The organism is Bradyrhizobium sp. USDA 3262, assembly GCF_054060035.1.
Window position 1 is genome coordinate 3,032,910 of sequence record NZ_JBSSCT010000001.1, and the last position, 24,442, is coordinate 3,057,351.

14 protein-coding genes are annotated in these 24,442 nt (G+C 58.4%); 7 read left to right on the plus strand and 7 right to left on the minus strand.

Translation table 11 applies throughout. The annotated features are described in order from the left end of the window. Positions 1 to 54 precede the first annotated feature (54 nt). Positions 55 to 696 carry a dethiobiotin synthase gene (locus ACVWYP_RS14140; RefSeq protein WP_209946047.1) on the plus strand — a complete coding sequence of 214 codons (642 nt, stop codon included), beginning with the start codon at positions 55 to 57 and terminating at the stop codon, positions 694 to 696. 1,019 nt (positions 697 to 1,715) lie between these two features. On the opposite strand, the gene ACVWYP_RS14145 is transcribed toward ACVWYP_RS14140, so the two are convergent. Next, a complete protein-coding gene (locus ACVWYP_RS14145; protein WP_304498904.1) occupies positions 1,716 to 2,663 on the minus strand; it encodes a S1/P1 nuclease in 948 nt (315 codons plus the stop codon). Between the two features lie 666 nt (positions 2,664 to 3,329). Between ACVWYP_RS14145 and ACVWYP_RS14150 the strand changes: the two genes are divergently transcribed. Beyond that, positions 3,330 to 4,943: a tryptophan halogenase family protein gene (locus ACVWYP_RS14150; protein WP_304498905.1), complete on the plus strand. Its 1,614-nt coding sequence runs from the start codon at positions 3,330 to 3,332 to the stop codon at positions 4,941 to 4,943. Between the two features lie 172 nt (positions 4,944 to 5,115). Here ACVWYP_RS14150 and ACVWYP_RS14155 read toward each other — a convergent pair. The 6 genes from ACVWYP_RS14155 to ACVWYP_RS14180 all read right to left on the minus strand — a co-directional run bounded on the left by ACVWYP_RS14155 (position 5,116) and on the right by ACVWYP_RS14180 (position 17,398). Beyond that, positions 5,116 to 6,062 (minus strand): IS630 family transposase gene (locus tag ACVWYP_RS14155; RefSeq protein WP_304498906.1). Its coding sequence is split into 2 segments (ribosomal slippage): positions 5,116 to 5,723 and positions 5,723 to 6,062, totalling 948 coding nucleotides; the frame shifts between segments, so codons are not numbered across the junction. A 91-nt stretch (positions 6,063 to 6,153) separates the two neighbouring features. Continuing rightward, positions 6,154 to 7,521, minus strand: a complete 1,368-nt coding sequence (locus tag ACVWYP_RS14160) for a hypothetical protein (protein ID WP_304498907.1) — start codon at positions 7,519 to 7,521, stop codon at positions 6,154 to 6,156. Then, positions 7,518 to 13,787 (minus strand): AAA domain-containing protein, encoded by a 6,270-nt coding sequence (locus ACVWYP_RS14165; protein ID WP_304498908.1) that lies wholly within the window; start codon positions 13,785 to 13,787, stop codon positions 7,518 to 7,520. Before ACVWYP_RS14165 ends, ACVWYP_RS14160 begins: the two co-directional genes overlap by 4 nt. A 6-nt stretch (positions 13,788 to 13,793) precedes the next feature. Beyond that, the gene (locus tag ACVWYP_RS14170; RefSeq protein ID WP_209910139.1) at positions 13,794 to 14,447 is read right to left on the minus strand and encodes a 4Fe-4S single cluster domain-containing protein; all 654 of its coding nucleotides are present in this window, start codon (positions 14,445 to 14,447) and stop codon (positions 13,794 to 13,796) included. After that, the gene (locus ACVWYP_RS14175; RefSeq protein WP_304498909.1) at positions 14,444 to 16,315 is read right to left on the minus strand and encodes an AAA family ATPase; all 1,872 of its coding nucleotides are present in this window, start codon (positions 16,313 to 16,315) and stop codon (positions 14,444 to 14,446) included. The genes ACVWYP_RS14170 and ACVWYP_RS14175 overlap by 4 nt, the downstream gene beginning before the upstream one ends. 780 nt (positions 16,316 to 17,095) lie before the next feature. Next, positions 17,096 to 17,398, minus strand: a complete 303-nt coding sequence (locus ACVWYP_RS14180) for a hypothetical protein (protein ID WP_168857689.1) — start codon at positions 17,396 to 17,398, stop codon at positions 17,096 to 17,098. Between the two features lie 88 nt (positions 17,399 to 17,486). Here ACVWYP_RS14180 and ACVWYP_RS14185 point away from each other — a divergent pair, with 88 nt between their 5' ends. From ACVWYP_RS14185 to ACVWYP_RS14205, 5 genes are all read left to right on the plus strand, one after another. Then, entirely contained in the window at positions 17,487 to 17,711 is a 225-nt protein-coding gene (locus ACVWYP_RS14185; RefSeq protein ID WP_253592525.1) for a hypothetical protein, read from the plus strand. Positions 17,712 to 18,113: 402 nt separating this feature from the next. Continuing rightward, positions 18,114 to 19,895: a hypothetical protein gene (locus ACVWYP_RS14190; protein WP_168857687.1), complete on the plus strand. Its 1,782-nt coding sequence runs from the start codon at positions 18,114 to 18,116 to the stop codon at positions 19,893 to 19,895. A gap of 459 nt (positions 19,896 to 20,354) precedes the next feature. Beyond that, positions 20,355 to 21,668 (plus strand): Fic family protein, encoded by a 1,314-nt coding sequence (locus ACVWYP_RS14195; protein WP_168857686.1) that lies wholly within the window; start codon positions 20,355 to 20,357, stop codon positions 21,666 to 21,668. A gap of 547 nt (positions 21,669 to 22,215) precedes the next feature. Continuing rightward, positions 22,216 to 23,757 (plus strand): reverse transcriptase domain-containing protein, encoded by a 1,542-nt coding sequence (locus ACVWYP_RS14200; RefSeq protein WP_304498910.1) that lies wholly within the window; start codon positions 22,216 to 22,218, stop codon positions 23,755 to 23,757. Between the two features lie 255 nt (positions 23,758 to 24,012). Beyond that, positions 24,013 to 24,186: a hypothetical protein gene (locus ACVWYP_RS14205; RefSeq protein WP_456684111.1), complete on the plus strand. Its 174-nt coding sequence runs from the start codon at positions 24,013 to 24,015 to the stop codon at positions 24,184 to 24,186. The last annotated feature ends 256 nt before the right edge of the window (positions 24,187 to 24,442 follow it).

The window sequence follows — 24,442 nt, forward strand, 5'->3', positions numbered from 1 at the left end:
AGACGTGAGGACCATACTGGATATTCTGGGCAAAGGGATAAGAGGTCAGGCTCGATGAGCCCGCAGCGGATTGTGGTGGCGGGTACGGGCGCCGGGGTTGGAAAGACGGTTTTCTGCGCAGGGCTCGTTAATCTCCTCGGTGCGAAGTTTTGGAAACCGATTGAGGCTCGCCTAGAAGGAGAGACCGATACTGAGCGCGTCGCTCGGCTCGGTGGTCTTTCAGCCGAACGAATCTTGCCAGAGCGTTATCGCCTGCAGGCGGCCGTTTCGTCCGACCGTTTCTCAGAGGTCGACGAGGTTCGCATCGACACGGATTCGCTCGACGTGCCGGCCTCCGGTGAGCAGCCGCTGGTGATCGAGGGGACCGGCGGACTGATGGAGCCGCTGAACTGCGGCACCCTTTACATTGACATCTTCGAGCGTTGGCGGCTCCCTGTTGTGCTGTGCGCTAGCACGGCGCTCGGGACGACCAATTCCGCACTCCTATCCATAGAGGCTCTCCGAAGACGTCAGATCGATGTGCTCGGAATTGCCTTTGTTGGGGAAAAGAATCCGGATGCTCTGCGAGCAATTTGCGAGGTTGGCCGGGTGCGTTGGTTAGGGAGACTGCCCTGGATTTCTCCTCTGTCGGCAGAGACGCTGCAAGCTGCGTTCGCGGCTTCCTTCCGCCGCGATGATTTCATGCCACGACGCTAAGAGGAAGTCGTCGCTCTGGCGTCTGCACGCGACGCTCTTTCAAGTCGAGGTGACAAGGGGACGCAAGGCCGAGGTCGGCGCAGCTACCGGCAGCTGCGCCAAACGCGAGGCCGCGAAGCCGGGTCGGCTGCACCATGTTGGCTCATCGGACGAAGGATCCCTATCGCTCGAATACGAACGTTTATGATGCAAGTGCCACCGTTGCGCAGAACGCGAGCGATACAAGAGTCTGCCTGCCGATGGCCTCGATCACGGTATGCTGGCAGAATGAACCTTTCTGGCTGCCTTTGCGTGAATAATGTAGGCGAGCCGATTTGAGTTCAGGACCAAGAAATCGCCATCTTCGGTGCTGTCGTCGTCGCAAACCACCAACGAACCGACTGGCCTTAACGCCTAAACCTTCCCCATTTGCGGTCACTCAGCCGCTGTGTGCGCAAACTGATTTGATGAGGCCAAAAGAAGCTTTTCCGGCCGCGCCGCTGCATCTGGAGCGTACAGGATAGAAGTCCGGCTCTCGTCGGACTCCATCTTGAACGATCATTTCGGTTGATGGTCTGCGTAAACAAGCAATCGCCATCGGATCGATCCTTGCGCCGCTGAGTGCGCATGATGTCCTTGTGGGGGCAAGACGTGTCCTGCTGCAATGCCGATCTCTCGATGACAGCCCATACATCGATAGATTCCGGCGTAGGGAGCTGCGACTCCGGGGCCGTGATCTTGGTCAAAAGCCTCGCTGTTAGATTGCTCTAGATAGCTTCCGTATTTGTAGTTCGCCATTCTTCTTTCTCAAATCGTTGATTTGTGTCGCCAGATGGGCACGCATCCGCGTGCGCAGTTCTGTACGAAACGGACAAAAACTGTAACGCCAGTCAAAGTGCGTAATTACAGCTCAACGCTTCAACGCCGCGGTGAAACTAAACATGTGACGCAGTTGGCTTCGCACGTTTTTGCAATTGCGACGCAGTTTTTGTGCGCCTCGCCTGGTCCTTCAAATTATAGCCTGCTGGGGAGCAAGAAATCTACTTAAACGCCGTCTCGATCAGATTGGCCAGTCGGGCGGCGGCAAGCGCCGCCCGGGCGCGCGCGACGTTTTTGGCGCTCGTCTCGTAGTCGCGCGTCAGAAGCACGGGATTCTTTCCAGTGCTTATCGGCGGAGCGTAGGCGTATTGCTTGGCCAGCTCGGCGCTTTCCTGAGCCCAGACGGCGGGGTCTTCGATCTGGGCCTCGGACGAGTTGATGCCGACGCTCGACAGCCCGTCCTTGTCGTCGACGTCGAAGATGGCGCCGTAGGGCGAGGAGTAACCGCCGAAGATCGCGTCCCAGTAGGCGTGCAGGGCCATGCTGGATCCGCTCGCCGGGATGACGGATTCCGCATTGCCGCCGCTGTCCCCGTTGGGGATCTGCTGCGCGTAGCGGGCGGCAGCGTGCAGCGGCTGATGGGCGTCGCCGACGAGATGGAGGATCCAGACGAGATCATACGAGCGCACATCGTCGGAGGCGCCCGAGGATGCCGGCAGCGCAGCGATCATCAGCTTGAGCTGCGTGACGAAGTCGACCGGGGCCGCGGCGGGCAGGGGCGTGCCGTCGGGTGTGAAGTCGATGTCCTTGAAGTGCCAGTAGGCATGTTGGTTGTGATCTGAATAGCCGATGTTCTGGCCGGCCGTTGGGCTGGTGACGGCGTCGCGAATATAGCCGTACTCCTTGGTCTTGATGTCGTCGGCCCAAGTCGCGGCGTGGACGAAAGCGTACATCTTCGCCGTCTTGTCGTCGGCGACGCCGGAGGTCCATTTCTCGTAATCCTTGTTGAGCTTCAGCAAGGCGTCGGCCTTGTCGCGGACAGGATCGGAGAGGCGCTTGTACGCCAGATAAGCGATCTGCATGTGCCCCTCGTCCCACCACGCGTGGGCTGGGGATGCCGCGATGCCGAGAGCCAATAGCAGAAAGCCGATCAAAACCATGCGGCGCATAGGTGGGTCTCCACTTTGTTGACGCCTGAGGTTGCATCAACTCCGTTCAGTTTAGCAGAGCTCTGTGACGTGATGGATGCAGGTCATGGAGAAAAGCGCTCCGCAACCTCGACTATCTGACGCACCGCCCGTCGTCCGATCGGCGATCCAGGTAACGCTTGCAGGTCAGTAACGCTTGCGACGTCAGTCAACTACCTAATTCAGTAGTTGATGGAGAAGAGGGACCAATGGCAATCGTCGTCAAGAATTAAGTTCGAAACTCGGCCGCGAATGGAGAAAACCCTGCTACGTACCCTTATCCACCTGGCCGCTCCGGCGTCCGCCGAACGTCAAGGTTCTCCCGATGCTGTTCCGATCTACTCTAGCGGCGGCTTCTACGCCGTCTCGTGTGGCAGAGACCCCGGTATGAGCGCCGGGATATGATCGTCGCTCCATTCCATCGAACGCAGAGGGTCACCGGCTCACGCGCCAACGGCAGGTCGGGCGCCTGGCCGAGGCTCACAATCTCTTTGAGGGGATCGGCTAGCCTTCGGCCATCGGCAGCCCTTGCGGCACATACACCTTCTGCTGGCACAAAGCGCCTTTGCGACGAGTCCGGTCGGGACAGACCTTGAGCTCTCCGTTCGGCGGACACCATCAATATACAACTGGACGAGAATGCAAGCCATGATGACGGGTGAATCCATCGTAATCTTGGGTGGCGGGTCAGCAGGATGGATGACTGCTTCCTATCTCAAGAAGGCCTTGAGGGGCGTCGATATCGTACTCATAGAGTCTGCCAATGTTGGAACTATTGGGGTAGGCGAAGCCAGCTTCAGCACACTCAAATTGTTCTTTGATTATCTTGGCATTGATGAAGCGGAATGGATGCCCCAATGTAACGCTACTTATAAGCTCGCGATCAAATTCAATAATTGGACTGCCGGTGGCGGCTCTTTTTATCATCCGTTTCAACGCTATGACGTCATAGACGGAAACAATCTCGGTGAATGGTGGTTGCACCTAAAGCCTAACGATGCGGCATTCGATTCCGTCTGCTTTAGCACCCCCTCCCTGTGTGAGAACAACAGGTCTCCAAAATATCTGGACGGCACAGTCTTCGATCACAACGTAAAAGCCACGTTCGATCCCGCGAACAAGACCCGGCCAAATGCTTTCCTGTCCAACCACCGGGCGCAGTACCCTTATGGATATCACTTTGAAGCCAATCTTCTCGCGAGCTTTCTCAAGAAGTACGCGACGGAGATTGGCGTTCGCTGTATCGAAGACGACGTCGACGACGTGCTTCTGTCGATAGATGGGTCGATCGATTGTCTTAGGACGCGCAGAAACGGCGCGGTGAAAGGATCGCTTTACGTAGATTGTACCGGTTTTCGCGGTTTGCTCATTAATCAAGCGCTCCAGGAACCGTTCGTTTCCTTCCAGGACGTCTTGCTGAACGATCGCGCGGTCGCGTTGCAGGTTCCTTATCCTGCCGACAGATCCGACATCGAGCCCTTTACCTCTGCCACTACGCTACCGTCTGGTTGGGTCTGGAACATTCCGCTCTATACCCGTGTAGGGACCGGCTACGTCTATTGCAGTCAGTTCATCTCTTCCGAACAAGCCGAATCTGCGCTTCGCGCACACATAGGTCCACGCGCAAGAGATTGCGTCGCGAATCACATCAAGATGCGAATCGGCCGTTGCCGTAATTCTTGGGTCAAGAACTGCGTCGCTATTGGTTTGTCCTCCGGTTTCGTCGAGCCACTAGAGTCGACCGGGATCTTCTTCATTCAGCTCGGCATTGAGGAACTCCTGCGCCATTATGCAGGTGTCGCGACGGAGCCGGAAGTTGTAGCCGACTACAATAGAGTCATGGCCGATTGCATCGACGCGGTGCGCGACTTTCTTGTCCTTCACTATCGCGCCTCCGATAGGGCCGACACGCCGTTTTGGCGGGCAACGAAGGAAATCCCTGTGCCTCCATCCATGGACCAACGTCTTCAGCTTTGGAAGAAGCGGCTTCCGAACGAAAGGAGCATCAACCCGTGCTACCACGGCTTCGAATTCTACTCTTACTCCGTAATGCTGCTTGGGTTGAACTATTGGCCCCTCTGCAGCCTACCTACTCTGCGGCACGCTGACGCAAGTGCTGCCCTCGCGGTATTTCAAGAAGTAGAACATCGCACGCGCGAGCTCGTCAGCAGATTGCCCGGCCATCTGGAATATCTTCAGCATCTTCGACGAACGAGGAACCCTTCTGCAATGGCAGAACAAAGCGGTGAGACCGCCGCGTGAGCCAATGCGCGCATATGGTTGCCTAGAGAGCCTAACAAGACGTGGCTGAAGGAGTTCCGCGACAGGTCTCAACGGCGCAAAGCATATACGTCGGGCAGTGTGATCTTCGCGGACATTCGGATCTCCGTCAGAATGCAGCTGCTTTTTTACAAATTGCTAGAGCATTTTCCGATCACGTTGCGTCGTAACCAGCCGCGACGAGATAATTTTGACATTCCTCGGGTGAGAAGCGTTTGAGAGCGTCGGCGATTGCTTGCCAGAGATCGGGCATGGTGCGCGCTGCCGCGGCCCGCAACAGCGCCTTCAATTTAGAGAAGGCCATTTCGATGGGGTTGAAGTCTGGACTGTAGGGCGGAAGATAGAGCAGGCTTGCTCCGACCGCCTGGATGGCCTCCCGAACGCCATGGACCTTGTGAGCGGGCAAGTTGTCCATGATAACGGTGTCGCCCGGCCGCAGCGATGGGGCGAGCAATTGCTCGACGTAGGCCAGGAAAGCGTCGCCATCCATTGGACCGTCCAGAACAAGCGGCGCGATCAGACCGTCGGAGCGCAATCCAGCGGTGAATGTCGTCGTCTTCCAATGTCCGTGTGGGATAGCTGCACGACATCGCTCGCCGCGTGGCGAGCGCCCGTAAAGCCGCGCCATTTTGGTGTTGGCGCTGGTTTCGTCGATGAAGACGAGACGCTCAGGGTCAAGATCGATTTGCCCTTCGAACCACTCCTCACGCGCGGCATTTATATCGCCGCGCCGTTGCTCGGCGGCGTGCGCTGTCTTTTTTTAAGTGTGATCTTTCTGCGCTGGAAAAAACGCCAGAGCGACGCGATGCCAGTCGATATTCCACGACGCTTCAACAGTTCTCGTAACTCGGCGAGCGTGATATCCGGCTTCGCTGTCACCGCCTCCAAAATCAATTGCGAATGCGCTTCGATGCGCTGCGATTTGCGGTCACCGCCCTGGCGTTTAGGAACGATGTCGCCAACTTCCTTGAGGCGACCGCGCCAGCGGATCGCGCTTGCCGCGCTGACACCAAAGCGCTCAGCAGCCTGTCGACAGGACATGCCACCGTCTATCGCGGCTACCACCCTTTGGCGAAGATCAACCGAAAGCGCCCTGGCCATACATGCTGACCTCCCTCGCCAGCATGCAGCTTGAATCTGACTCGCGCCGTTTTGGGAATCCCCACCCGATTCATTCCGGTCGGAAAATGCTCTAGTTCGGCCGGTTCACTGGTAGTGACAGATAGGATCTTTCGATAGCCGTCGCCTCGTGGCTTGCATCCGGATCTGACACGATCTTCAGAGGAAATTGACCGGCCGGCCTCGCGAATTCCATCGCAAGGTTCCCGCCTGCTTTAGCGACCAACGCCTTCAGGCGATCGAACTCGCCGCACCAGATCGTTTCCATGTCGCGGTCACGATTCGCATCGCGAGCTTCGGCCGAACTGCCGATACCGACGGCTCGGACCTGGAGGAGATCAGATCTCGATCCGCCCAACAGCTCTACCCCGTAGCCAGCATTGGCCGCCTTACGCAGGACGATGTGGCCGTTTTGGACCCAGGCGGTCGCCATTCCCTCCGATACCTCGTATCCCAGGCTGGCAAGACCTTCGAGCACCGCACGCCTGCGTTCCTCGGCGGCCATCGCCTTGAATTCTTCCTCGATGAGAAGGTCTGCACGCTTGACGAGTTCTTGCCCGTTGCTGCTAGCTGGCGAGGTGAGGGTCTGGTCGATTTCGCTCAGCAGCAAGGCCGCCTGCGGTGACTTCATCACAGAAAGTTCGGCGCGTCGCGCACGAAGCTCGTCTGCTAGTTTCGTACGGGCGCGGCCATCCTTCACGGCCGCTGCCAGGTCCAGCAAAAGGCTATCCGCGACAAGCGATCTTCTCGCCGGCGGCTCTGCTTCCAGGAGCGCGACACGGTCTGCGAACAGGGAAGAATCGATGCCAAGGCCGCGCAACTCGCCCAGGACCGCACCGACGCGCGCCAAAGCGGGATCCTCCATCTCCTCAGGTTGTCGAGAAATCCATTCTTGCAACGTATCACGACGTTCGCCGGCGCCAAGCTGACTGGCAAGCTCGCGTTGGCGGTCTGTCGCGGTATCCGGCGCCGCCTGAGAAGGCAGCAGCAACAACGCTCTTGCCATAGCCGCTTCCAGGCGCTCGGAAGATGCACTCGAGCCACTGAGCTCGCTTCGAATGTCGGCGGGAATCTCGACTTTCAGAGCCTGCAGCCTCTGCAGCAGCGCCTCGGCTGCCGCTCTCGAGCGTCTCAAATCACGCTTCGAGCGCGCCGCTATTTCAGCAGCTCTTTCGACGCGGCGCTCGGAGTCCACCTGAAGGAAGCCGATCTCAGCTGCGACCTGCTTCTGTAGTTCGACGAAACGATCGGCCTCGAGCAGGCGGCGAAGCTCGTCTCGCCGGGCTATGACCTTTTCGATATCGTTCTGCTCAATCGTCCCGTTGCGTCTACCGGCGGAGGTCCAGCTTTCGACCGCTGCGTCGAGCCGCGCCAGGTTGCGACGACAGATGGCGATGATCTCGGCCCGGGTGACGATCCTGAATGCTTTGGGCCCGCTCATTGTAATCCTCCCCCACGGAGCGCGTATTCTACAGCGTTCTTGAGCCGCAGGCGTTCGGCGTCTCCGGCATGAGTCCAAGCGTATGACGAAACTCTGTGAACGTATGGGACGGCCCTCCCTAATACCTTCGGACGCCAGATCTCGCGAGCACGCGCTCTTTGAAGCAATCGATGTCGGGGCGCGTCGCATTCGACGCCGATCGCGTAGAGGCCGGTCCGGGGATCGGTTACGGCGAAATCAAGGCTGAATGCGCCGCCATCGCGAGCCCGGCTGGCCTTGTAGCCATTCGCCTCCAGGAAGGCTTCGACGGATCTGGTGAAGCCGTCGTCCTCATGATGTCCGGCTTCGTTGTGGGGACGCTGTTGGGTGACCATCCGCTCCAACAGAGTCCTGCCGGAGTCTGCAAGGCCGTCGGATACCGTCCTGGCATATTCAAGGTAGCCTTGCAGATAGTCGCGCGGCACCCTGGGACCGCTCCGTCTCGTCAGCAGGTCCGATATCTCAGCCGTCGGCATGGATGTGGCGATGACCACCTTTTCTCTTGCGCGCGTCACCGCGACGTTCAGGCGGCGCTCGCCGCCAGCGTGTCCGAGCGCGCCGAAGCTCTTGCGGAAGACACCGTGCTCATTGCGGCCAAAGGTCGTAGAGAAAACGATGATGTCACGCTCATCGCCTTGTACGTTCTCGACGTTTTTGACGAAAAAGCCCATATCCTCGCCATGCTCCATACGTTCGCGCTCGCGCATCAGTGCCTCACGGAATGCTGCATCGTTTTCGGCGCGGTCTTCCAGAGCATCCTCTATGGCGTCGGCCTGCTTGCGGTTGAACGTGACGACACCGACCGACGGCGGCGATGAATCCTCCCAAAGCTCGGATAGGTATGCCACGACATCGCTGGCTTCCTTTTGGTTCGTCTGGGCCTTGTAAGTGCCGTCCGAGCGCACCACTTCGATTGGTTTGAGTCTGCGGATTGTTTCTTCGGGATGGCGAACGGGGACGCTAAGACCGTTGCTGTAGAACGAGGCGTTCGAGAATGAAATCAGTTCCCGATACTTCGAACGATAGTGCACCTGCAAAGTACGGGTGCGGAGTGCGGAGCGGGCGAGTTGGAGGAGGTCGGGACAATCCTTGATCTCTCGGCGGTTCCATGTCTCTGCGAAGGCCTCGCGCTCCTCCTCGCTCGCTCCTTCTTCTGGTTCTTCACCGTCGAATATCGCCGCTTCATCGTTCTCGACCTTGCTCGCAAAGAATGAGGTCGGCGGCATCTGCTTTTCGTCGCCGCTGACGACAACGAGCCTGCTTCGGAATAGAGAGGGCAAGGCATATTCAACGGGCATCTGCGAAGCCTCGTCAAAGATGACAGTATCGAACAGTCCGGCGCGAGGTTGCAGCACGCGGCTGGCGACATCGGGTGTCATGAGCCAGACGGGGCGGAGCGCGAACAGACCGAGCGGAGCGGCGCGATCGATGAATTCGCGCAATCTGAGTGCTCTCGGGCCGCGCAGCTTGGTAATCGCATCCCACTCGGCCGTCGGACGCACTTTGCTAGCGTCGATACCCTGGACGAGAAGATCCCTATTGTATTGCCGGATCTGCGTGTCGGCTTCCGCAAGCGATTTGACCTTGGCTTCGACCTCATCGCCATCGAACAACACGTCAGGACTCGTACCCTCCATGCCCGCCTTCCATGCCAAATGCGCCTCGCGGCGTATGGTGGCGCGAACGCAGCCGTCGAGATCTTCGGAAGCCAGTTTCGACAGCTCGGACTCCGTGGACCTGAGTGTTGCGAAGATGGCCCGCTCCTTGTCACTAAGCCGCGAAGATCGAAGTCGATATTCCTGGTAACTGCTTAGCATCGGCAGAGCCTGCACGATCTGGTCAACGGCATTCGTATTGGAGCGACCATTCTCGATCGCCGAGCGTCTCAATCCGAGCCACAGTTCGTCGAAATAGGTCCTGAGCCGGTCCAATGCGGCGCGGCTCTCCTCTCTCATGTCATGCCTTTTGAGCGCGAGACCAGCCCGCTCAAAGAACGATCCGAGCTCTTCGGTGTTTCCGGCCGAGAGCGCCTTATCGAGCTCGAGCCGGCTCGGGCACCGATCGATGAGCGAATTGTGGCCCCCCAGACCATTGAGGAACGAGCCAAGGCGCTCGGCGAAATCGGCAAGCTTACCGGGCGACAGATCCAGATTGGGGGCTCGCCCGAACAGGGTCGTGAAATAGTGATCGAGTTCGTGCCTCGGCTGGCGCATGGCCAATTCGAGCTCGACCGCATAATACAGTGAGCTGATAGCGTCGTTATCCTGCGGGAGTTGCAACGACGCAAGAAACTGGCGTACACGACGCGTTCGCAGCCAATGTAGCGGGTTGATCCATTGTAGGGCACTTGCCGGTAGGCGAACCTGGCCCGCGAGCTCTCCAGCGGAGCGCAGCTCATCCTCATTCAAGGCGATCAGCTTGGAGCAAAAGTTCGGCTTGTAGGCTGGGCCATTGAGCGATGAGAAGATTTCCTTAATCGCCGATAGGCCCTCGAGAATACGCGTAGCTTCCGATGCCCCATCCTCGACCTTGCGAAACAGCGGCCGCAATCGAGCGAGATTTGCGCACACCGAATCGCTGATCGAACGGAGCTCGCCCGCTTCGACAAGCCAGGACCTAAATTCCGCCGCATCCGATATTGTCAGGCAGTTCGACGTCTCAGCATCGGCCTGTTCGCGCCGGGCGTCCGCTTGCAAAAATGCTTGCAGAAGCGAGGCGAGTGCAGCCGCGGTTCCTCGGTCGGGATTGAACGGCTTGAGGGCGGACAGGGGATTGTCTTCGAATTTCGATGACAGCCAGAACTTCGCGAGCGGACCGCAATTCTCCTCGATCGTTGCCACGTCTGCGGGATGTAGATCCGACAGCAAAGGCCGGAGTTCAGGAGCCTCGATCGGCTTGGCTCTGCCTTCTTCGATCGCGAGCAGTTCGCCGAGCAGCGCTCGATAGGACAATCCGGTCCGATCATCGATGGAATGGAGCGCGATTTGCCGACGGTCCAGCTCCATCTCGAGCGTCTCGATGCGCGCCGCGAGGCGCTCTCGCTCTCGCTTCCAGGCCGGAGACCCTCCGGGGGGCAGATTGTGCAACGCCTGGACCTGCGAACGGACTGCACCCACGATCGCCTCGCGGTCGCGATTGGCGTCGGTGATCATGACGAAGCGATCGCTCAGGCGCTCCTTGTCCAAACGCTTGCGCACGACTTCGAGAGCGGCTTGCTTCTGACAGATTACAAGGAGTGATTTTCCCGTGCCTATAGCGTCTGCGACCATATTGACGATGGTTTGGCTCTTGCCAGTTCCGGGAGGTCCTTCGATGACCAGTCCCGGGGCCTGACGCGCTTCCAAGACGGCCGCCTCCTGCGAAGGATCGCTGTCGGCCGTGAAGTATCGCTCGACCTCCTTCACTTGCGGCGATGCAGAAGGCTCCGCCTGCTGTTCGTTCAGACGGAGCGCGGCCTCGAGCGCTGTCGCCGTCGGAGGTAGGCCCCGGAGGGTCTCGAGATCCTTCATGACGGCCTGACCCATGAAGGCCAGATGGAAGAGCACGGCTGCAGGTACCAATTGGCGTTCCTGCGCTGTGACCTCGACGTCCTTGCCCGGAAGCGCCGTCAATTCGTTGCCGACTGGCTGGGCCAATCGGCTGAAGGCGTCCATCACCGCCTGGACGGACAAGCTTGCATGGGTAAGAAGCTCGTTGGCCGCTTCTTGCCAACGTCTCGCCTCCGGGATGCCAACCATTCCTTCGAGAGCCGGATTGACGAGAACGTGCTCGATCTCCGTGTCTGGGTTTCTCTCACGTCCGTATCCCAACGTGACATGACCGCGATTTCCGACCTCGGGACTGACGCGCACCGGCCACAGCAGCACCGGCGCAATCCGCGGTCTCGCGTTCGGCCGATGATCGCGCATGATCAGGAATGGAAATCCCAGATACAGGCCATCGATGCCGGTATCGCGCTTGTAGAGCAGCGCGTGGGAGTGCAACGAGCGCAATCGTCGCTCAAGGCCGTCATCATCGGCAAAAGCCGCTGGATCGAGGTTCACGGTCCGGTTCGTGCGGCCAAGCAGCTGATCGAGAATCTCGCCCGCCGGCACCCTGGACGTATCGAGTTCGGTGAGATCGATCCTGGCCGATTTGCCAATCAGCATCCGCGTCAGCGGCCCGCGCAATACTCCGCCCGAAATCCGCTTGGCGAAAAAGTCCAAGATCGTCGAGACGTAGCCTTGCTTTGGAAGCGGCTTCCACGTCTCGGAGGGCACACAGAGAAGGGCGAGCGCGCGCCCAAGAGGCATCCGTCTGTCCAGGCGGAACTGGTCCGCCCACTCGTCGACTTCCTTGATGCCGCATCTGGCAAAGTTCTGTATGCGCTCGTCGATCGCCTGATAGATCTCGCGACGTGGCCGGCCAAGGAGGGTCGTCGTTTCCTCGGCGGAAAAGTCGCTAAGACCGGCCGCCGACGCTTCCTTTTCGGCTTCTTCGATGACCTCGGCAACCGAGCGGAACTGGTTCGAGGTCGCGCTGAGCAGGATGAGGAGATCTTCTTCCGCCGAAATGCGGCGCTCAGTGAGCGCGGCCACGCCGGCGTGATCGGTGTCGGGGAAAAGCTTTCGCCGTTCTTCCCACAGCGCGGCCAGGCGGGCCATAGAGGTCGACAGAAGGTGGACGCGCAGAGCATCTTCGTCGACCGCGATTTCCAGCTGGTCCAACCGCTTTCGAACCATGTCGGAGCGGACCTTCAGGCGCCAGAGCCAATCGTCCGGATCAATTTTCCGGAGCAGATCGGGTGCCGGGCCGGTGATCAGACTGTAGCCGTCGCCCGGGTGATCGAGCAGCCAACCCGGCGTGACGATATTACCTCTGACGATCAGAGGCATCGACGGGTTGAGCGTCTTAAGAGAGATGGAAAGCTTCAAATCCTCCTGAAGATCTTCGGTGCGCAGGATTTGCCGAAGGTCCGCCGCTATCGCCGCTTCGAAGCCGGCTTCGGCAGCCCAACTTGCAACCCCGCCTCTGAGGACGAGGGCCTTGGCTTGGTCCCAGTTCGCAGCTTCAGCCGCTGCCAATGCGAACGTGTTTGCAGATCGATATTGCTTGCCACCCAGCGAAATCGAGGCGTGGCCTTCTGTGTCGCCCGCTCGGTCGGCCGCTGGAGCTGAGATGGTCTCTCCGCGCAGCCACGCCTGAATTTCCTTCCACTGCCAGCGCTGGCGCCTGTCACGGGCCAACAAGCCGCGAAGCAAGGTGTTGATCCGCTCATCCAGACGTTCGGGCAGGTGTACGCCGTTGGTCAAAACGTGGATCAGAAAGGCCTGCTCGTTGATACCTTCGAAACACGCGCCTTGGGTGATCTTTTCCAGCAAGATCATCCCCATGCTCCACCAGTCGGAAGCCGGCGCGACGCCGCCGGCTATCGCCTCGGGCGCCATATAGCGGGTGGTTTCGAGCGGAGACACGATATCGAGATCGAATTCGGAGAGCCGTGCCGATCCGAAGCCACTGATGACGAGGTCAAGCGGGTCCCTTGAGCGCACGAAGATGACGGAAGGGCGGAGATCCCTGTGTCGCAATCCAGCTTCAGTGAGGGCGTGAACGGCCTGCGCTAGCTCGCCGACCAGCTTCGCTACGGCAGCCGGATCCGCGGGATCGACGGCGAGATCCGTCAGCGTGCCGCCCTTAAATTCCTCCGCGACCTCATAGGCGCGCTCTTGCCAGCGACCGGTGGCGAAGAATTCCGGGACGTGATCTCGAGGGAGCTTTAAGAGCAAATCATAGATCGCTTGATCCGGCTCCGCGCCTATAGCGTAAAGCGTGAGTATTCCCCGTTGACCGTCCGAGTCGCGCGTGGCGACGAAGCGTTCGCGGACTGCGCTGGATGAGGCGATCCGATCCTGCAGGCGCCAGCCGTCCACGATCGTTTCGCCCTCGGGCGCGAGTTCCGGCCCTGGCATGGGTTCCGCCGGTGAGGGCGCTTCTTGCCTTTCGATGATCGGCTCGCCGCAGACGCTGCAGATCAGGTCGCCGGGAGAGCCCTGATGACCGTTTCGGCAGATCGGAATGCTCGCAGAGGGATTTACAGGTGGATTCGGCTTCGGTCTCGTCGCACTACGCGGCGTGATATCGACCGTCGAGAGGTCCCAGCCGCAGGTTTGGCCATTCAACGTGCCTTCGCAGAAGATCTCGGTGACGGGACGTTCGGTGGTGCAGTTCGGACAAAGTCTGATCATCATTAAATTCTAAAGAGAGGGGAAACGGGTATCTTCCGAAATTCCAAGCGTCGATCCGCTGCCTTCGAGAATATGTTGCAGGCGCCGGAAGTCGCCGCGCGCGGGAATGCCCGCAAGCCAGACGTCTCCGTTATCGTCGAACATCACGTCGAGCGCGCGATCTTTTTCGCCGATGGGGCGGTCGAAGCTCTCGAACCGAGCGCGGCCCAAGGGCGTCAATAGATGGAGCTCCTGATTGTCGCTGCCACGAAGCGCCATGGTCTGCGCCTCTTCGATATTGAACGGTCCGGAAACGATCGCGTCGATGAGCGATGGTGAAGCCGCGAGCGCATCGCAGATCGTGGGCCAAGAATACCCGGTAAAGACCAGGATATCCGCGTCCGTTCGACTTCGCAGGCCTGCCAAAAGATCGAACAAGGCCTCGCGCTGGTCGAAAGGCTCTCCGCCCGAAATCGTGATGCCGTCGGCCATCGAAAGCCATGGGGAAACCGCCTCGACGACCTCGTCTACGGCCGTCGTTCCGCGTCCGTGCACCCAAGTGTCCATGGAGATGCACCCTGGGCAGCGGATCGAACAGCCTTGAAACCAGATCCCGATCCGTTGGCCGGGCCCCAAGGTCGTGACCGGGAAATGGATGCGCGACAGATTGACCATCCTTTTCATGGGGACGGCTCGCTTACGAGCTCGATCGTCGTCGATGGACCAGGGCGGACGCTTTCGATCCTGTATCTGCGTCCGGCTCCTGCTCCGTTATCGAATAGAGCCCGCGAGAGCGGGTTGATGAGGTGAGATTCCACCTGGTTGCGGATGCCTCGGCCGCCGTTCGAAAGATCAGCCAGGCACAAGCCGCGAAGAGGCTCACGGGCAGCGCCACTCAAAGTCACGTCATAGCCCAGCGAATTGACGTCCTTGAGCAAATTGTCGACCATCTGATCGAATATCTCGTTTGCGACCTCGGGACGGATGAAGTCGAAAACGATGACGTTCTCTCCGATGCGGTTCAATATCTCGGGCCGGTTGAGGACCTGTTTGAAGTGCCTTTCGATCTCGCCTCGGACCTTGCTGCGCACCGCTTCGAACGTCTCGTCGGGCGTGACGTTGGCAATTCTCTCGCCGGTCGGTCCCGGTACGTAGATGCCTAAATTAGACGTGAAGACAATGAATGCTTCTGAAAAATAGACGCGATCGCCTCGTCCGGAGGTGAGGACGCCGTCATCGAGGACCTGGAGGAATTTGTCGAGAATCCTCGGATGAGCCTTCTCGATCTCGTCGAACAGGACGACGCTGAAGGGCTTTTCACGGATCGCGTTCGTGAGCTCGCCTCCGACGTCATATCCGATATAGCCGGGCGGTGCGCCGATCAGCCGCTGATCGGAGTGCTCGGCGCTAAACTCCGACATATCGAACCGGATATATGCAGATTCATCGCCGAACAGCAGGCTCGTGATCGTTTTCGCCAGTTCCGTCTTGCCGACGCCGGTGGGCCCAGCAAGGAAGACTACGCCTCTTGGTCGGCCGCCCCGCGGCGATTGGCCGATCCCGGTCACCGCGCGCTTGACGATATCAAGCATATGCGTGACTGCGTGAGACTGTCCCTTGACGCGTCGCCTGACGAATTCTTCGCCCGAGCTGATCTTATCGCGGCTGATCTTGCGCCATGGATCCTCGGTCACGCCCACTTTGAAGCGCCGGACGGCATCGCCGATCCGATCGAACTGGACGCCTTCGCTGCGGGCGAGCTGCGCGACCGCGCTCACGTCCAGTAACAGAAGGCCTTCCGTCTCGTCCACGAATGCTTGAGTGCACTTCTCTAATTCCGATTGTTCCGCGTCCTGCGCACCCGGAAGACCGCGGACAAGAGAGCGGATCATGCTTTTTCTCGCAAGATGATCCGGTCGTCCGATAGGGATGTGTCTGATCTTTGGGTTTCCGATCAGGAACCAGTCGGGCAGATCGCCCTCCTTGTCGACGATCCAGACCACCGTATTGAAGAAGGGCAGGCGCTTGTCGCCCGCCGGACGCGCGCGCGCCGCATGAGAGAGGATCAGCGCCCGGGAGAAAAGCTGGTGCTCGGCAGGTGATAAGGCGTCGTTTCGGGCGACCAGTCTGGAGGCAAAGTCGACGATCAGGGCCGAGGGTTGTCCTTCAGCGGTGACGTGCCGCTCAAGCGTCGTCGACAGAAGGTCGATCCCGCCTGCCGCAGCGCCACCCGTCGGCATCAGACCCAATCGCGTGAGGCAGCTTCCGTCCCCCGGCTCGATATCCCTAAACCCGTTCAGAACATCGAACCATGCGATCTGGGCGTAACCAGCTGCCTTCAAGACGTCCGGCAAGACCCTGGATAAGGGCGTTGCGGTCACCTCGCCCGGAACGATTTCGTGCATCTGAAGGTCGCGGGTATTGCCCGAGAGCACGAATTGGCTGCGCAGAGGCAGAAAGCGCCGCAAATCGCGGAGCCATCTGGCTCTTTCCATCGAATTGTCGTGCACCGGAAAAGCCCCCTTTACGCGTATCGCGCGATTATACGGCATCTCACTCGCCGATTTCGAGAGTAATTCCCAAGAGTCCATAGGGAATTGGGATAAGCCGGTAAGAGGAAATAGGCAGAGCGGCCGAGATCCCGCGGCTCGTAAATGGGGAGCATCGAAGCGGAGCATTCGTCAGATGCCGGCGATTTGGCCAAGTGATTTAAACATCTATACTCGGCAAAACGCGATTTAAATGTCGTTGCTGCCGACCTCGAAGATCATTCAAGGAGATCTGGCTCCATTCGATGCGCGCTGACTGCTGTGAGGCAGCATCGCTGGCGACGGCGAACGACCGATCGGTGGGAGCTGAGGACACAGATTTTCGGCCCAAGATGCAGGTTTCGCAGGCATCGGCTCGATCGCGAACTGATCGCACCTGTCGATCATCTTGAAGTCACCTAGCGCGCGCAAATGACCGAACCGGCTATGGCTCCGCGGCGGAAAGAATTCGCGACGGCAGGCAGCACATCGTTACCCTCAGAAGAGATGAGGGACGCGCTGCGGTACGGCTGAGGAGATGCGCCCGACGGTCCAGCGCGTCCAAGTTCGTTTCGACCTGACCTTGAAATACGCTTAAGGGATCTTCAGGCGTTCATGAACAGCAAAAAGAAGCGCGCTCCGGCACGCAAGAGGTGTGGCTACTTTGGCATGTGACTACTTTGGCATTCTTCCATCGAACGGAACGTATTCGAGGCGGCTCGAACCAAACCTCCGACATTGTCTCACAGATTAAGAACGAAAGAAATGTAGGTCGGCTTTCGATCGAACCTGATTGATACGGCTTCACGCAAGAGCGCGAGCTGCAAATCGCTCGGCGCTCCAGGTGACAGCAGAAAATGTTTCTGGGACGGCCTTGATCGCCTCTTTCAAAGCCTCGTTGATTGCTGTGATCAGTTCGAGATCGTGTGCTTCCGACAAGCTATGAGCGTTACGGCGGCAGACGTTCGGGTTCGAATGCCCAAAGTCTTGCAGTCTGGAAAGCAATTCATCTCGCTTTTGCGCGGTTCGGATGTCGCTTCCCTTTACATTATTCCATTTCCGATAGGTGAACTCGTCCGCAACACTTCGTGGACGGCAGGCGAGCATCGACGCCTTTCGATGCTCCTATAGTTTGAGCCACTGCGACTTCAACGCGGACAGCAAGGACAGTCAGGGCGTAACGACGGCGGCGGGCATGCTTGCTGCCATCAAGGAGGACCTCAAGCACACGTCCTCAAGTCAGCCGCGGCTGCTGTTTCATGTCGTCGAGACGACCGCCAAGGCGCTGCCCGACGTATTGGATGGCTCGTCCACGCAGGACATGTATTCGTCGACTTTGCGCAGAGCGTATGAAGTTGGACAGCAACGGCATCTGATCCAAGTGGTGTTAGTCTATCCTCGCCGCTGCCTGGTTTTGTAGCTCGTCGTCTGTCGCACGCGCTGCTTCGTCGAGGTTGTAGGTGAGTGACACATCTAGCCAGCGTCCGGTCCGTACGGAAATAATTTCGAGCTGAGTAATATCGGACCTGCGATGCCGCTCCAACAATTCGCCGCGGTGTGCTACAACTTAAAGGTATATTTTGAAGGATTGCTGGCGGCTCCAAGTGTTGTCAATAACGTCGCGTGTGACAATGTCCTGCGCCGAATTTTTCCGACCAAAGGAGACTGTCCTTGCTTAGCCTTTCGAGACCAGGTCCGCACAGAGTCTGAGCAATGCTGCGGCTGAGCTTGAAGGAATTCGCCTGGATAGGAAGGGGTCTCATTGACGCGCCGGCAGAAGTTCAAAGTCAATAGAGCGGCCTGCCGAGCGGAGGAGACGGATTTGAGCGTTTCAACTCGTCTGCGGGAATTCTCGCAGCTGTTTGTTCTTCCAGTGATATTGATCCCCGCTTGGCTTGCGTTTGTTGCGGGTTTTTCCTTCGTCGGATTGTTGCCGTTGGGGGTATTGATCGTCTCGGCTATCTCCGTGTTTGCGATCCGCTCGGTCTGCCGAAGGCACAGCGGCAACGCGATTCTCGCCGAGGTCGGTTCGAAACTCACCACTTACTGCGTGGTCACCGGCGCCGTTTCGACATGTTTCCTGTTGCTGCAGATCGGATTCTACCTTTTCCTGACGGAGTTCTCACCGCGGCTGAGCACCGTTCTTGCTTGGTACAATAGCCTCGAGGCTGGACACATCATTGAACGCGTTGAATCCTTCGCTCTGAAGGCGCGCCTTGCGATCATACTCGTTCTTGGTTTCAACCTGCTCTTCTTCCCGCTTCTCTCCTCAAGGGTGGCTCGACTTTCGAAGATGGCATCGAAGGGCATAGACGTCGTCGGCGCCTTCTTCGTCGCGGTCCTGCTGTTCTCCTTCTACGGTTCTGCGCCTAGCGGCTTGAACGCCCTGCGGGTCGAACTTCGGTCAGCTCACGATGCTATCGACAATTCATACAAACGAGCCGTTGTCCGCGTGTCCATACAGTTCGCGAAGGTCATGCTGGATAGGGCGACCCAGCAGGACGACCATCTTTTCCGGACTTCGCCGCCGCCCGGGGATTGGGGTGGGCCGCGACCCGCAGGCGCTCCCGCGGGACCACGCCCGCCGGCCCCGCCTGCCGGTTCGGGTATCTGGGACGCCGAACTCAAGGCCAGGGTCCTGAATTCCGATGAGCGGCTGAACGAGCGCATAGCGGTAAGAACGGCCGTGAACGCAGCCAAGTTCGAGGGGCACGTTCAGTCGGGCGACATGCTGAACGTGCCGCCGGCGGCAAGTTCGTCCAAGTTGGCCGAGCTCGGATCCGCTCTTGAGGCACCTCGGGGGCGGCAACGCGGAATGGCCCCTCCAGAGGACGACCTCAAACGACCACGCGACGGCTCATCGCGGCAGCGTGCGATCCGAGAGTTGCTCTCGACTGCACTCGACGCCGCGAAGGTCCCCGAGGTCATCGAACCAGCAATATCGGAGCTAGTGAAAGAAACTGTCTCCGGCAAGGTGATCGACGAAATATTGAAGGCGATGAGCGACGATTTCCTGACTGACGGCATAAGAGCGGCCGCGGTCGAATTCGTCGACGACTTCCTCAAGGGGGTGGTGTCGTCGTCGGACGCCAGGTCCGAGCTCGTAAGAAGATCGTCGGCTTTGCTCGATACGAAATTGGGTGCGTCTTTGAAAAGTTCCCTGAGTCGGATCCAAGGATACGGATCGATGCTGTTTGACCGTTTCCAAAGTCTACGCGGAGGAAGGAGCGATCCGGTGATTTCCCCGCTGGAGGATGGCATGATCGCGGAGGCCAAGTCGAAGGCGTCCAGCCTTTCCGATGCCGGCGGAAGGAGCAGGATTGGCTCCGATCTCATCGAAAGGTCGAGGTTCGAAACCTCGAAGATCATCGATATTCTTTCGGTGCAAGCGAGGACCGACGATTTAGCCGCGAGGTCGCTGCTAAATGTCGGATCGAACATTTCGGATGTGGAATCCAAAGCCAGGCAGTTGGGCGAACTCGTAAGACTGGCGCAACACCATGGCTACAGGACGGAGGTCGGAGTTTGCATCGTGACAATCAGGGGCGTCGTCGTAGCAACGTTCATCTCAACTCGACAGGAGTGCGAGGGTGCGAGACGATAAACTCGCGCGAGACGTTCGCTCCCCTGGCGGCGTAGCTTCGACCGCACTGCCGGCGGCGTCGCCAAGGCCCCTTCCGCTTTCGCCTTGGTGGGCGGCTGGCCGATAGAACGGCGGTCAGACCGCAGAGTAGGTTGATTGTGGCTTCTGTCACAACCAAGGGTGCCTTAACTGCAGAAGGGCTGCCTGTCCACGCGACGAAAAGCCCTCTCTATTCAGTGTTCCATTCGTAAGGGTTGAAGTCCCATCGTTAATCAATTCACTTTCCATGCAGGATTGCCTTCGAGAGACTTTGACCTCTCAGCTCGTAAAATAGAAAATAAGAGAAGTTTCAGGGGCTTGATTGGATTGATCTTAAGCGTTTCTATTCGCATATCTATTCAAGCGCTGCTTTAGCGCTCGTCCGCCCTTCGAAATTGCCCTTAGGCCCAACTCCAATCAATTCAGCATTGTATTCAGGCCATGACCCTAAACGAGACAGATAAGGCCATCCTTGATGCCATCGAAACCGGAGCAAACACTGCCTCCGGAATTCTCGCTGCCCTGGAGCGGAACGGAATATCGATAAGCCAGCCAACCCTCTCCAGGCGCCTATCTGCCCTTCAGGCAGATCGATATGTGCTGGTCGAGGGGAAGGGGCGAAATACCCGATACAAGGCGGACAACTACAATCAATATTTCAGCATTCCGCCGGAGCGCCGAAAGGCCGTCAGCTACGACCGGTCCATCCTTGAGAACTATGTCCCAAATCAAACGCGCTGGTTGGACCCTGAAGTCTCGCAGCAACTCTTGGCCGCTGGCGGGGGAGTGAGAGCTGATGCGAGTACCTATTCGCGCGCTATCGTGCAAAAACTCCTTGTCGATCTGTCCTACGCTTCGTCCAGCCTGGAAGGAAACACCTACTCATACTTGGATACGCAGGTGCTCATCGAGTACGGCCAAGCCGCTGAAGGAAAGGCCGCCGATGAAACTCAGATGATCCTTAATCACAAGGAGGCGATTACCTATCTCGTCGACAACATCGGTGACATTGAATTGGATGTTCGTGAAATAAGAAACGTCCATTCTTTGCTTTCTCGTGGCCTTATCGATCCGGCGGCGCGCGGAACGGTGAGAAGGCGAATCGTTGGACTGGGCAACTCCGCTTACATGCCCTTGGCGATTCCGCAAATCCTCGAGGATCAACTCACCCTCATCGTGCAGAAGCAGGCTCTCATTGACGATCCCTTTGAGCGAAGCCTCTTTCTGATGGTGATGATTAGCTACCTCCAGTACTTCGAGGATGTGAACAAGCGCACCGGACGTGTCATCTGCAACGTACCGCTGCTCAAAGCAGGCTTGGCGCCCTTGTCATTTATGAATGTCGACAAAACCAAATACACTAAAGGCCTGCTCGCATTTTATGAACTGGGCCGCCACGACCTGATCGCTGAAGCGTATGCGGAGGGCTATGCCGCATCCGCGAGCCGTTACGATGCTTATGTCGGAAGAGACCGTGAAGAAGCGGAGTTGGAATTCAAGCGACGTGCCGAAATCTACGAAGCCGTCAAACAGTACGTCCTGAAATCGATCGAGCAAGGAGCCAGGCTAGACGCTCAAGAGTTTCTTTCCGCCCAGTTCGAAAAGGACGTAGGCAAGACAAAGCAGACCCTAATGCGCCGGACAAAAGACATCGTCGAAAGTCTAAACGAGGGAAATCACGTCGCCTACGGCATCGGGCGGAAGACATTCGACACCTACGATAAATTAGGTGCAGCCCGGAAATCCACGCCTTAAACCCCAGGATGACCTCTTGCAGGGCGCAAGCCGGATGTCTGAACTCCTCGATATCTGGGAATGTCATGGAGCGCGCGTTTATCCTCACGCCGGCGGTCGCTGAAATCCGCAAGACCACCCCGCGATGTCCGAAGAGACCGTGACGACAATCACGCGCCGGCACCACGTCTCGTTCGGCGAGCATCGAAACCTCGTCCGCGGCAATGGAATCGGCGTCCGGGCCATGCCAATGGAACGCTGCAAATATCTATGTGAATTTCCGGGACTGACGCGTGGCGTTCCCGGAACGCTCTGCTATTGATGAATTACGAGGTCTCCCCTCGCATACGCGCTGTCGTAACTGCGGCGTAAGAGCGAAAGTCTGATCAAGGATCGTGCGCGCCACGTTACTGCCTGAATACCTGGCGTGATTGGAAGGGAGACCTCGTGCCTGGCCCCGCGTCGTTCTTCGTCACTCCGATCCAGGTTCAGTTCCGAACGAGCTTACCAGCGAAGCCGAACTATTGAAGTTCCTTGCCGTATCGGCAGCCGAACTCAAGAAGATCTGGTGGTTTCGCAGCCGGATGTATTCGAGATTTCGAAAGGCAAAGGAAAGAAGCGCCTCATAAGCGCGCCGGACCATCGGCTGAAGATGCTACAGACCAAGATCGCGTCCTCGCTCGCGCCGTTGTACAGACCGAGGAATCCCGTTCACGGCTTTGTGGACAATCGTTCGGTCAAGACGAGCGCTACGGCGCATCTCCGGAGCAAGTTCATATTGAACTTGGATATCGAAGGCTTCTTTTCGGCCATTACGGAAGGACGTGTTTCCGGATTGATGAGCGCGCTCGGCATCGACGGTCGAGTCGCTGAGATATTGGCGCGGATCTGCTGCAACGAGGGTGTTCTGCCGCAAGGCGCACCTAGCAGTCCCATAATCTCCAACATGATCTGTTTCCGGATGGACAAGCAATTGCAGAGGATCGCCAAGGAGAGCCGCTGCATCTACACCCGGTACGCCGACGACGTCACGTTTTCCAGCTACCAGCCGTTGACCTTGTTGTTCGAAGGCCCTCCGCCGCCGGCCGGAAATTTCTCGCCCGATCTGCTCAAGGATGGGCTTCGCGGAGCATTCCGGTCCAACGGTTTCGCGATCAATCCACAGAAGGTCCACTACGCCGACAAGCATTCGCGGCGAACGGTGACCGGCTTGAAGATCAATGAAATCGTCAATGTCGACCGAATATTCGTTCGAAACATCCGGGCAGCATTATTCGTGGTCGAAAAGCAGGGCGCTGCGGTCGCTCAGAAGACCCTCAAGGACAAGTATGGTCGCGAAGCGGCCTTCGCGTCGCATCTTCGCGGCCGGATATCCTGGGTAGGGCACATCAAGGGACCTTCGGATCCGATTTTCCGCAGTCTGGCCTCGCGCTACAACAAGCTCTTCCCATCCGAGAAACTCGAAATTCTGCCCACGATTGTCGAGATCAGGGAGCGTGCGGTGTGGGTGGTCGAGCATTGGGGCGGTGACGCAACGGAAGGCAGCGTGCAGGGCACGGCCTTCTTCCTGAAGTCGGTGGGTCTCGTTACGGCATGGCACTGCGTGGACGGCGCGACCGAGATCGCGGTCTATCACCCCAGCAAGCCTTCGAATAAATTCAAGGTGACGGTTGCCAAAAATGACGCGCATCGCGATCTTGCCGTTCTCGCGCACGAAATACCTGCCACCGAGTACTACGAGTTCGATATATCGAAGCGCACATTCAAAGCTGGCGACAACACGACGGCGCTCGGATTTCCCGGCTTTGGCCCCGGCGACAAGATCAACGTCCGATCCGGATTGATAACGTCGTTGCCCATCAAGAGCGCCGTTCCGATGATCGAGGTCGCGCAAAAGCTCTCGCAGGGCATGTCCGGCGGTCCGCTGCTCGATGAGGACGGCGCGGTCGCCGGAATCAACTACAAAGGCGGACCGAGCGAGGCCAGAGATTTCGCCGTGCACGTCAAAGCGCTGACCGACTGGCTGAGCGTAGCGCAGCTAAGCCCCTGTGGTCTGTTGCGGACCTCTGCAGCCGGTCGAAGGCGTTACGTATCGCGAACGATAGGTTGACATCGACGAGTATCACCGCGTGTCGACGGCCGCTCATGTATTCGTCTTCCGGCAAGCACATCCTTTGCCGCGCGCGCGGGGCGATGCCGAAAACCGTCGCGTCGCCTTCCATAGGGATGGGGACGATCTGTGCCGCCGCCCAACGTCGGACTATGCGATAAAGGCATATACGGGGAGGCCTTGTCCGAAGCCGGTGAGTTCCTCTTGATCGCCATGCCGTGAAGCTATCGTTAAACGTTACGTGCAGGCCACCGAATGGAGCATGAGGCGCTTCCTTTGCGGATCCATCGCTTTGCGAAATCGGTGGAGGAGCCGGCCGTGCAGATATCGGACGTGGTCGCAGATTTGCTCGGAAAGTTCTTCGCGACAATTGCTGAGGATGACGCGGACGAGCTGCGTGACATCCGGAAATCTCTTTATGAGCCGTAACTACGCGGCCTCGCTTGCCTGAAGGGGTTGCTCGATCGCTCGAGGGCGACGCGGCCTTTGTTCATTGCGTACTGAGATTGGATGATCAGCGGAAGTTCTGACCGGTGTCTTGAGCGCTAGATCCGGGCCGGCGGTGTACGTCGACGTGCCCGGTGATACGGGCTTGCGATGTCCCGCTTTCAGGCCTGAATCCGCTATTCGGAAGCGCTGGGCGGTTTGGAACGATTTGAGCCACCTGGCGACGAGGGGTAATCTG

Bases quoted from the DNA above. Each gene is read 5' to 3' on its own strand.
- ACVWYP_RS14140 (WP_209946047.1), top strand. From the start codon at position 55: ATGAGCCCGCAGCGGATTGTGGTGGCGGGTACGGGCGCCGGGGTTGGA.
- ACVWYP_RS14145 (WP_304498904.1), bottom strand. From the start codon at position 2,663: ATGCGCCGCATGGTTTTGATCGGCTTTCTGCTATTGGCTCTCGGCATC.
- ACVWYP_RS14150 (WP_304498905.1), top strand. From the start codon at position 3,330: ATGATGACGGGTGAATCCATCGTAATCTTGGGTGGCGGGTCAGCAGGA.
- ACVWYP_RS14160 (WP_304498907.1), bottom strand. From the start codon at position 7,521: ATGAGCGGGCCCAAAGCATTCAGGATCGTCACCCGGGCCGAGATCATC.
- ACVWYP_RS14165 (WP_304498908.1), bottom strand. From the start codon at position 13,787: ATGATGATCAGACTTTGTCCGAACTGCACCACCGAACGTCCCGTCACC.
- ACVWYP_RS14170 (WP_209910139.1), bottom strand. From the start codon at position 14,447: ATGAAAAGGATGGTCAATCTGTCGCGCATCCATTTCCCGGTCACGACC.
- ACVWYP_RS14175 (WP_304498909.1), bottom strand. From the start codon at position 16,315: ATGCCGTATAATCGCGCGATACGCGTAAAGGGGGCTTTTCCGGTGCAC.
- ACVWYP_RS14180 (WP_168857689.1), bottom strand. From the start codon at position 17,398: ATGCTCGCCTGCCGTCCACGAAGTGTTGCGGACGAGTTCACCTATCGG.
- ACVWYP_RS14185 (WP_253592525.1), top strand. From the start codon at position 17,487: ATGCTTGCTGCCATCAAGGAGGACCTCAAGCACACGTCCTCAAGTCAG.
- ACVWYP_RS14195 (WP_168857686.1), top strand. From the start codon at position 20,355: ATGACCCTAAACGAGACAGATAAGGCCATCCTTGATGCCATCGAAACC.
- ACVWYP_RS14205 (WP_456684111.1), top strand. From the start codon at position 24,013: ATGGAGCATGAGGCGCTTCCTTTGCGGATCCATCGCTTTGCGAAATCG.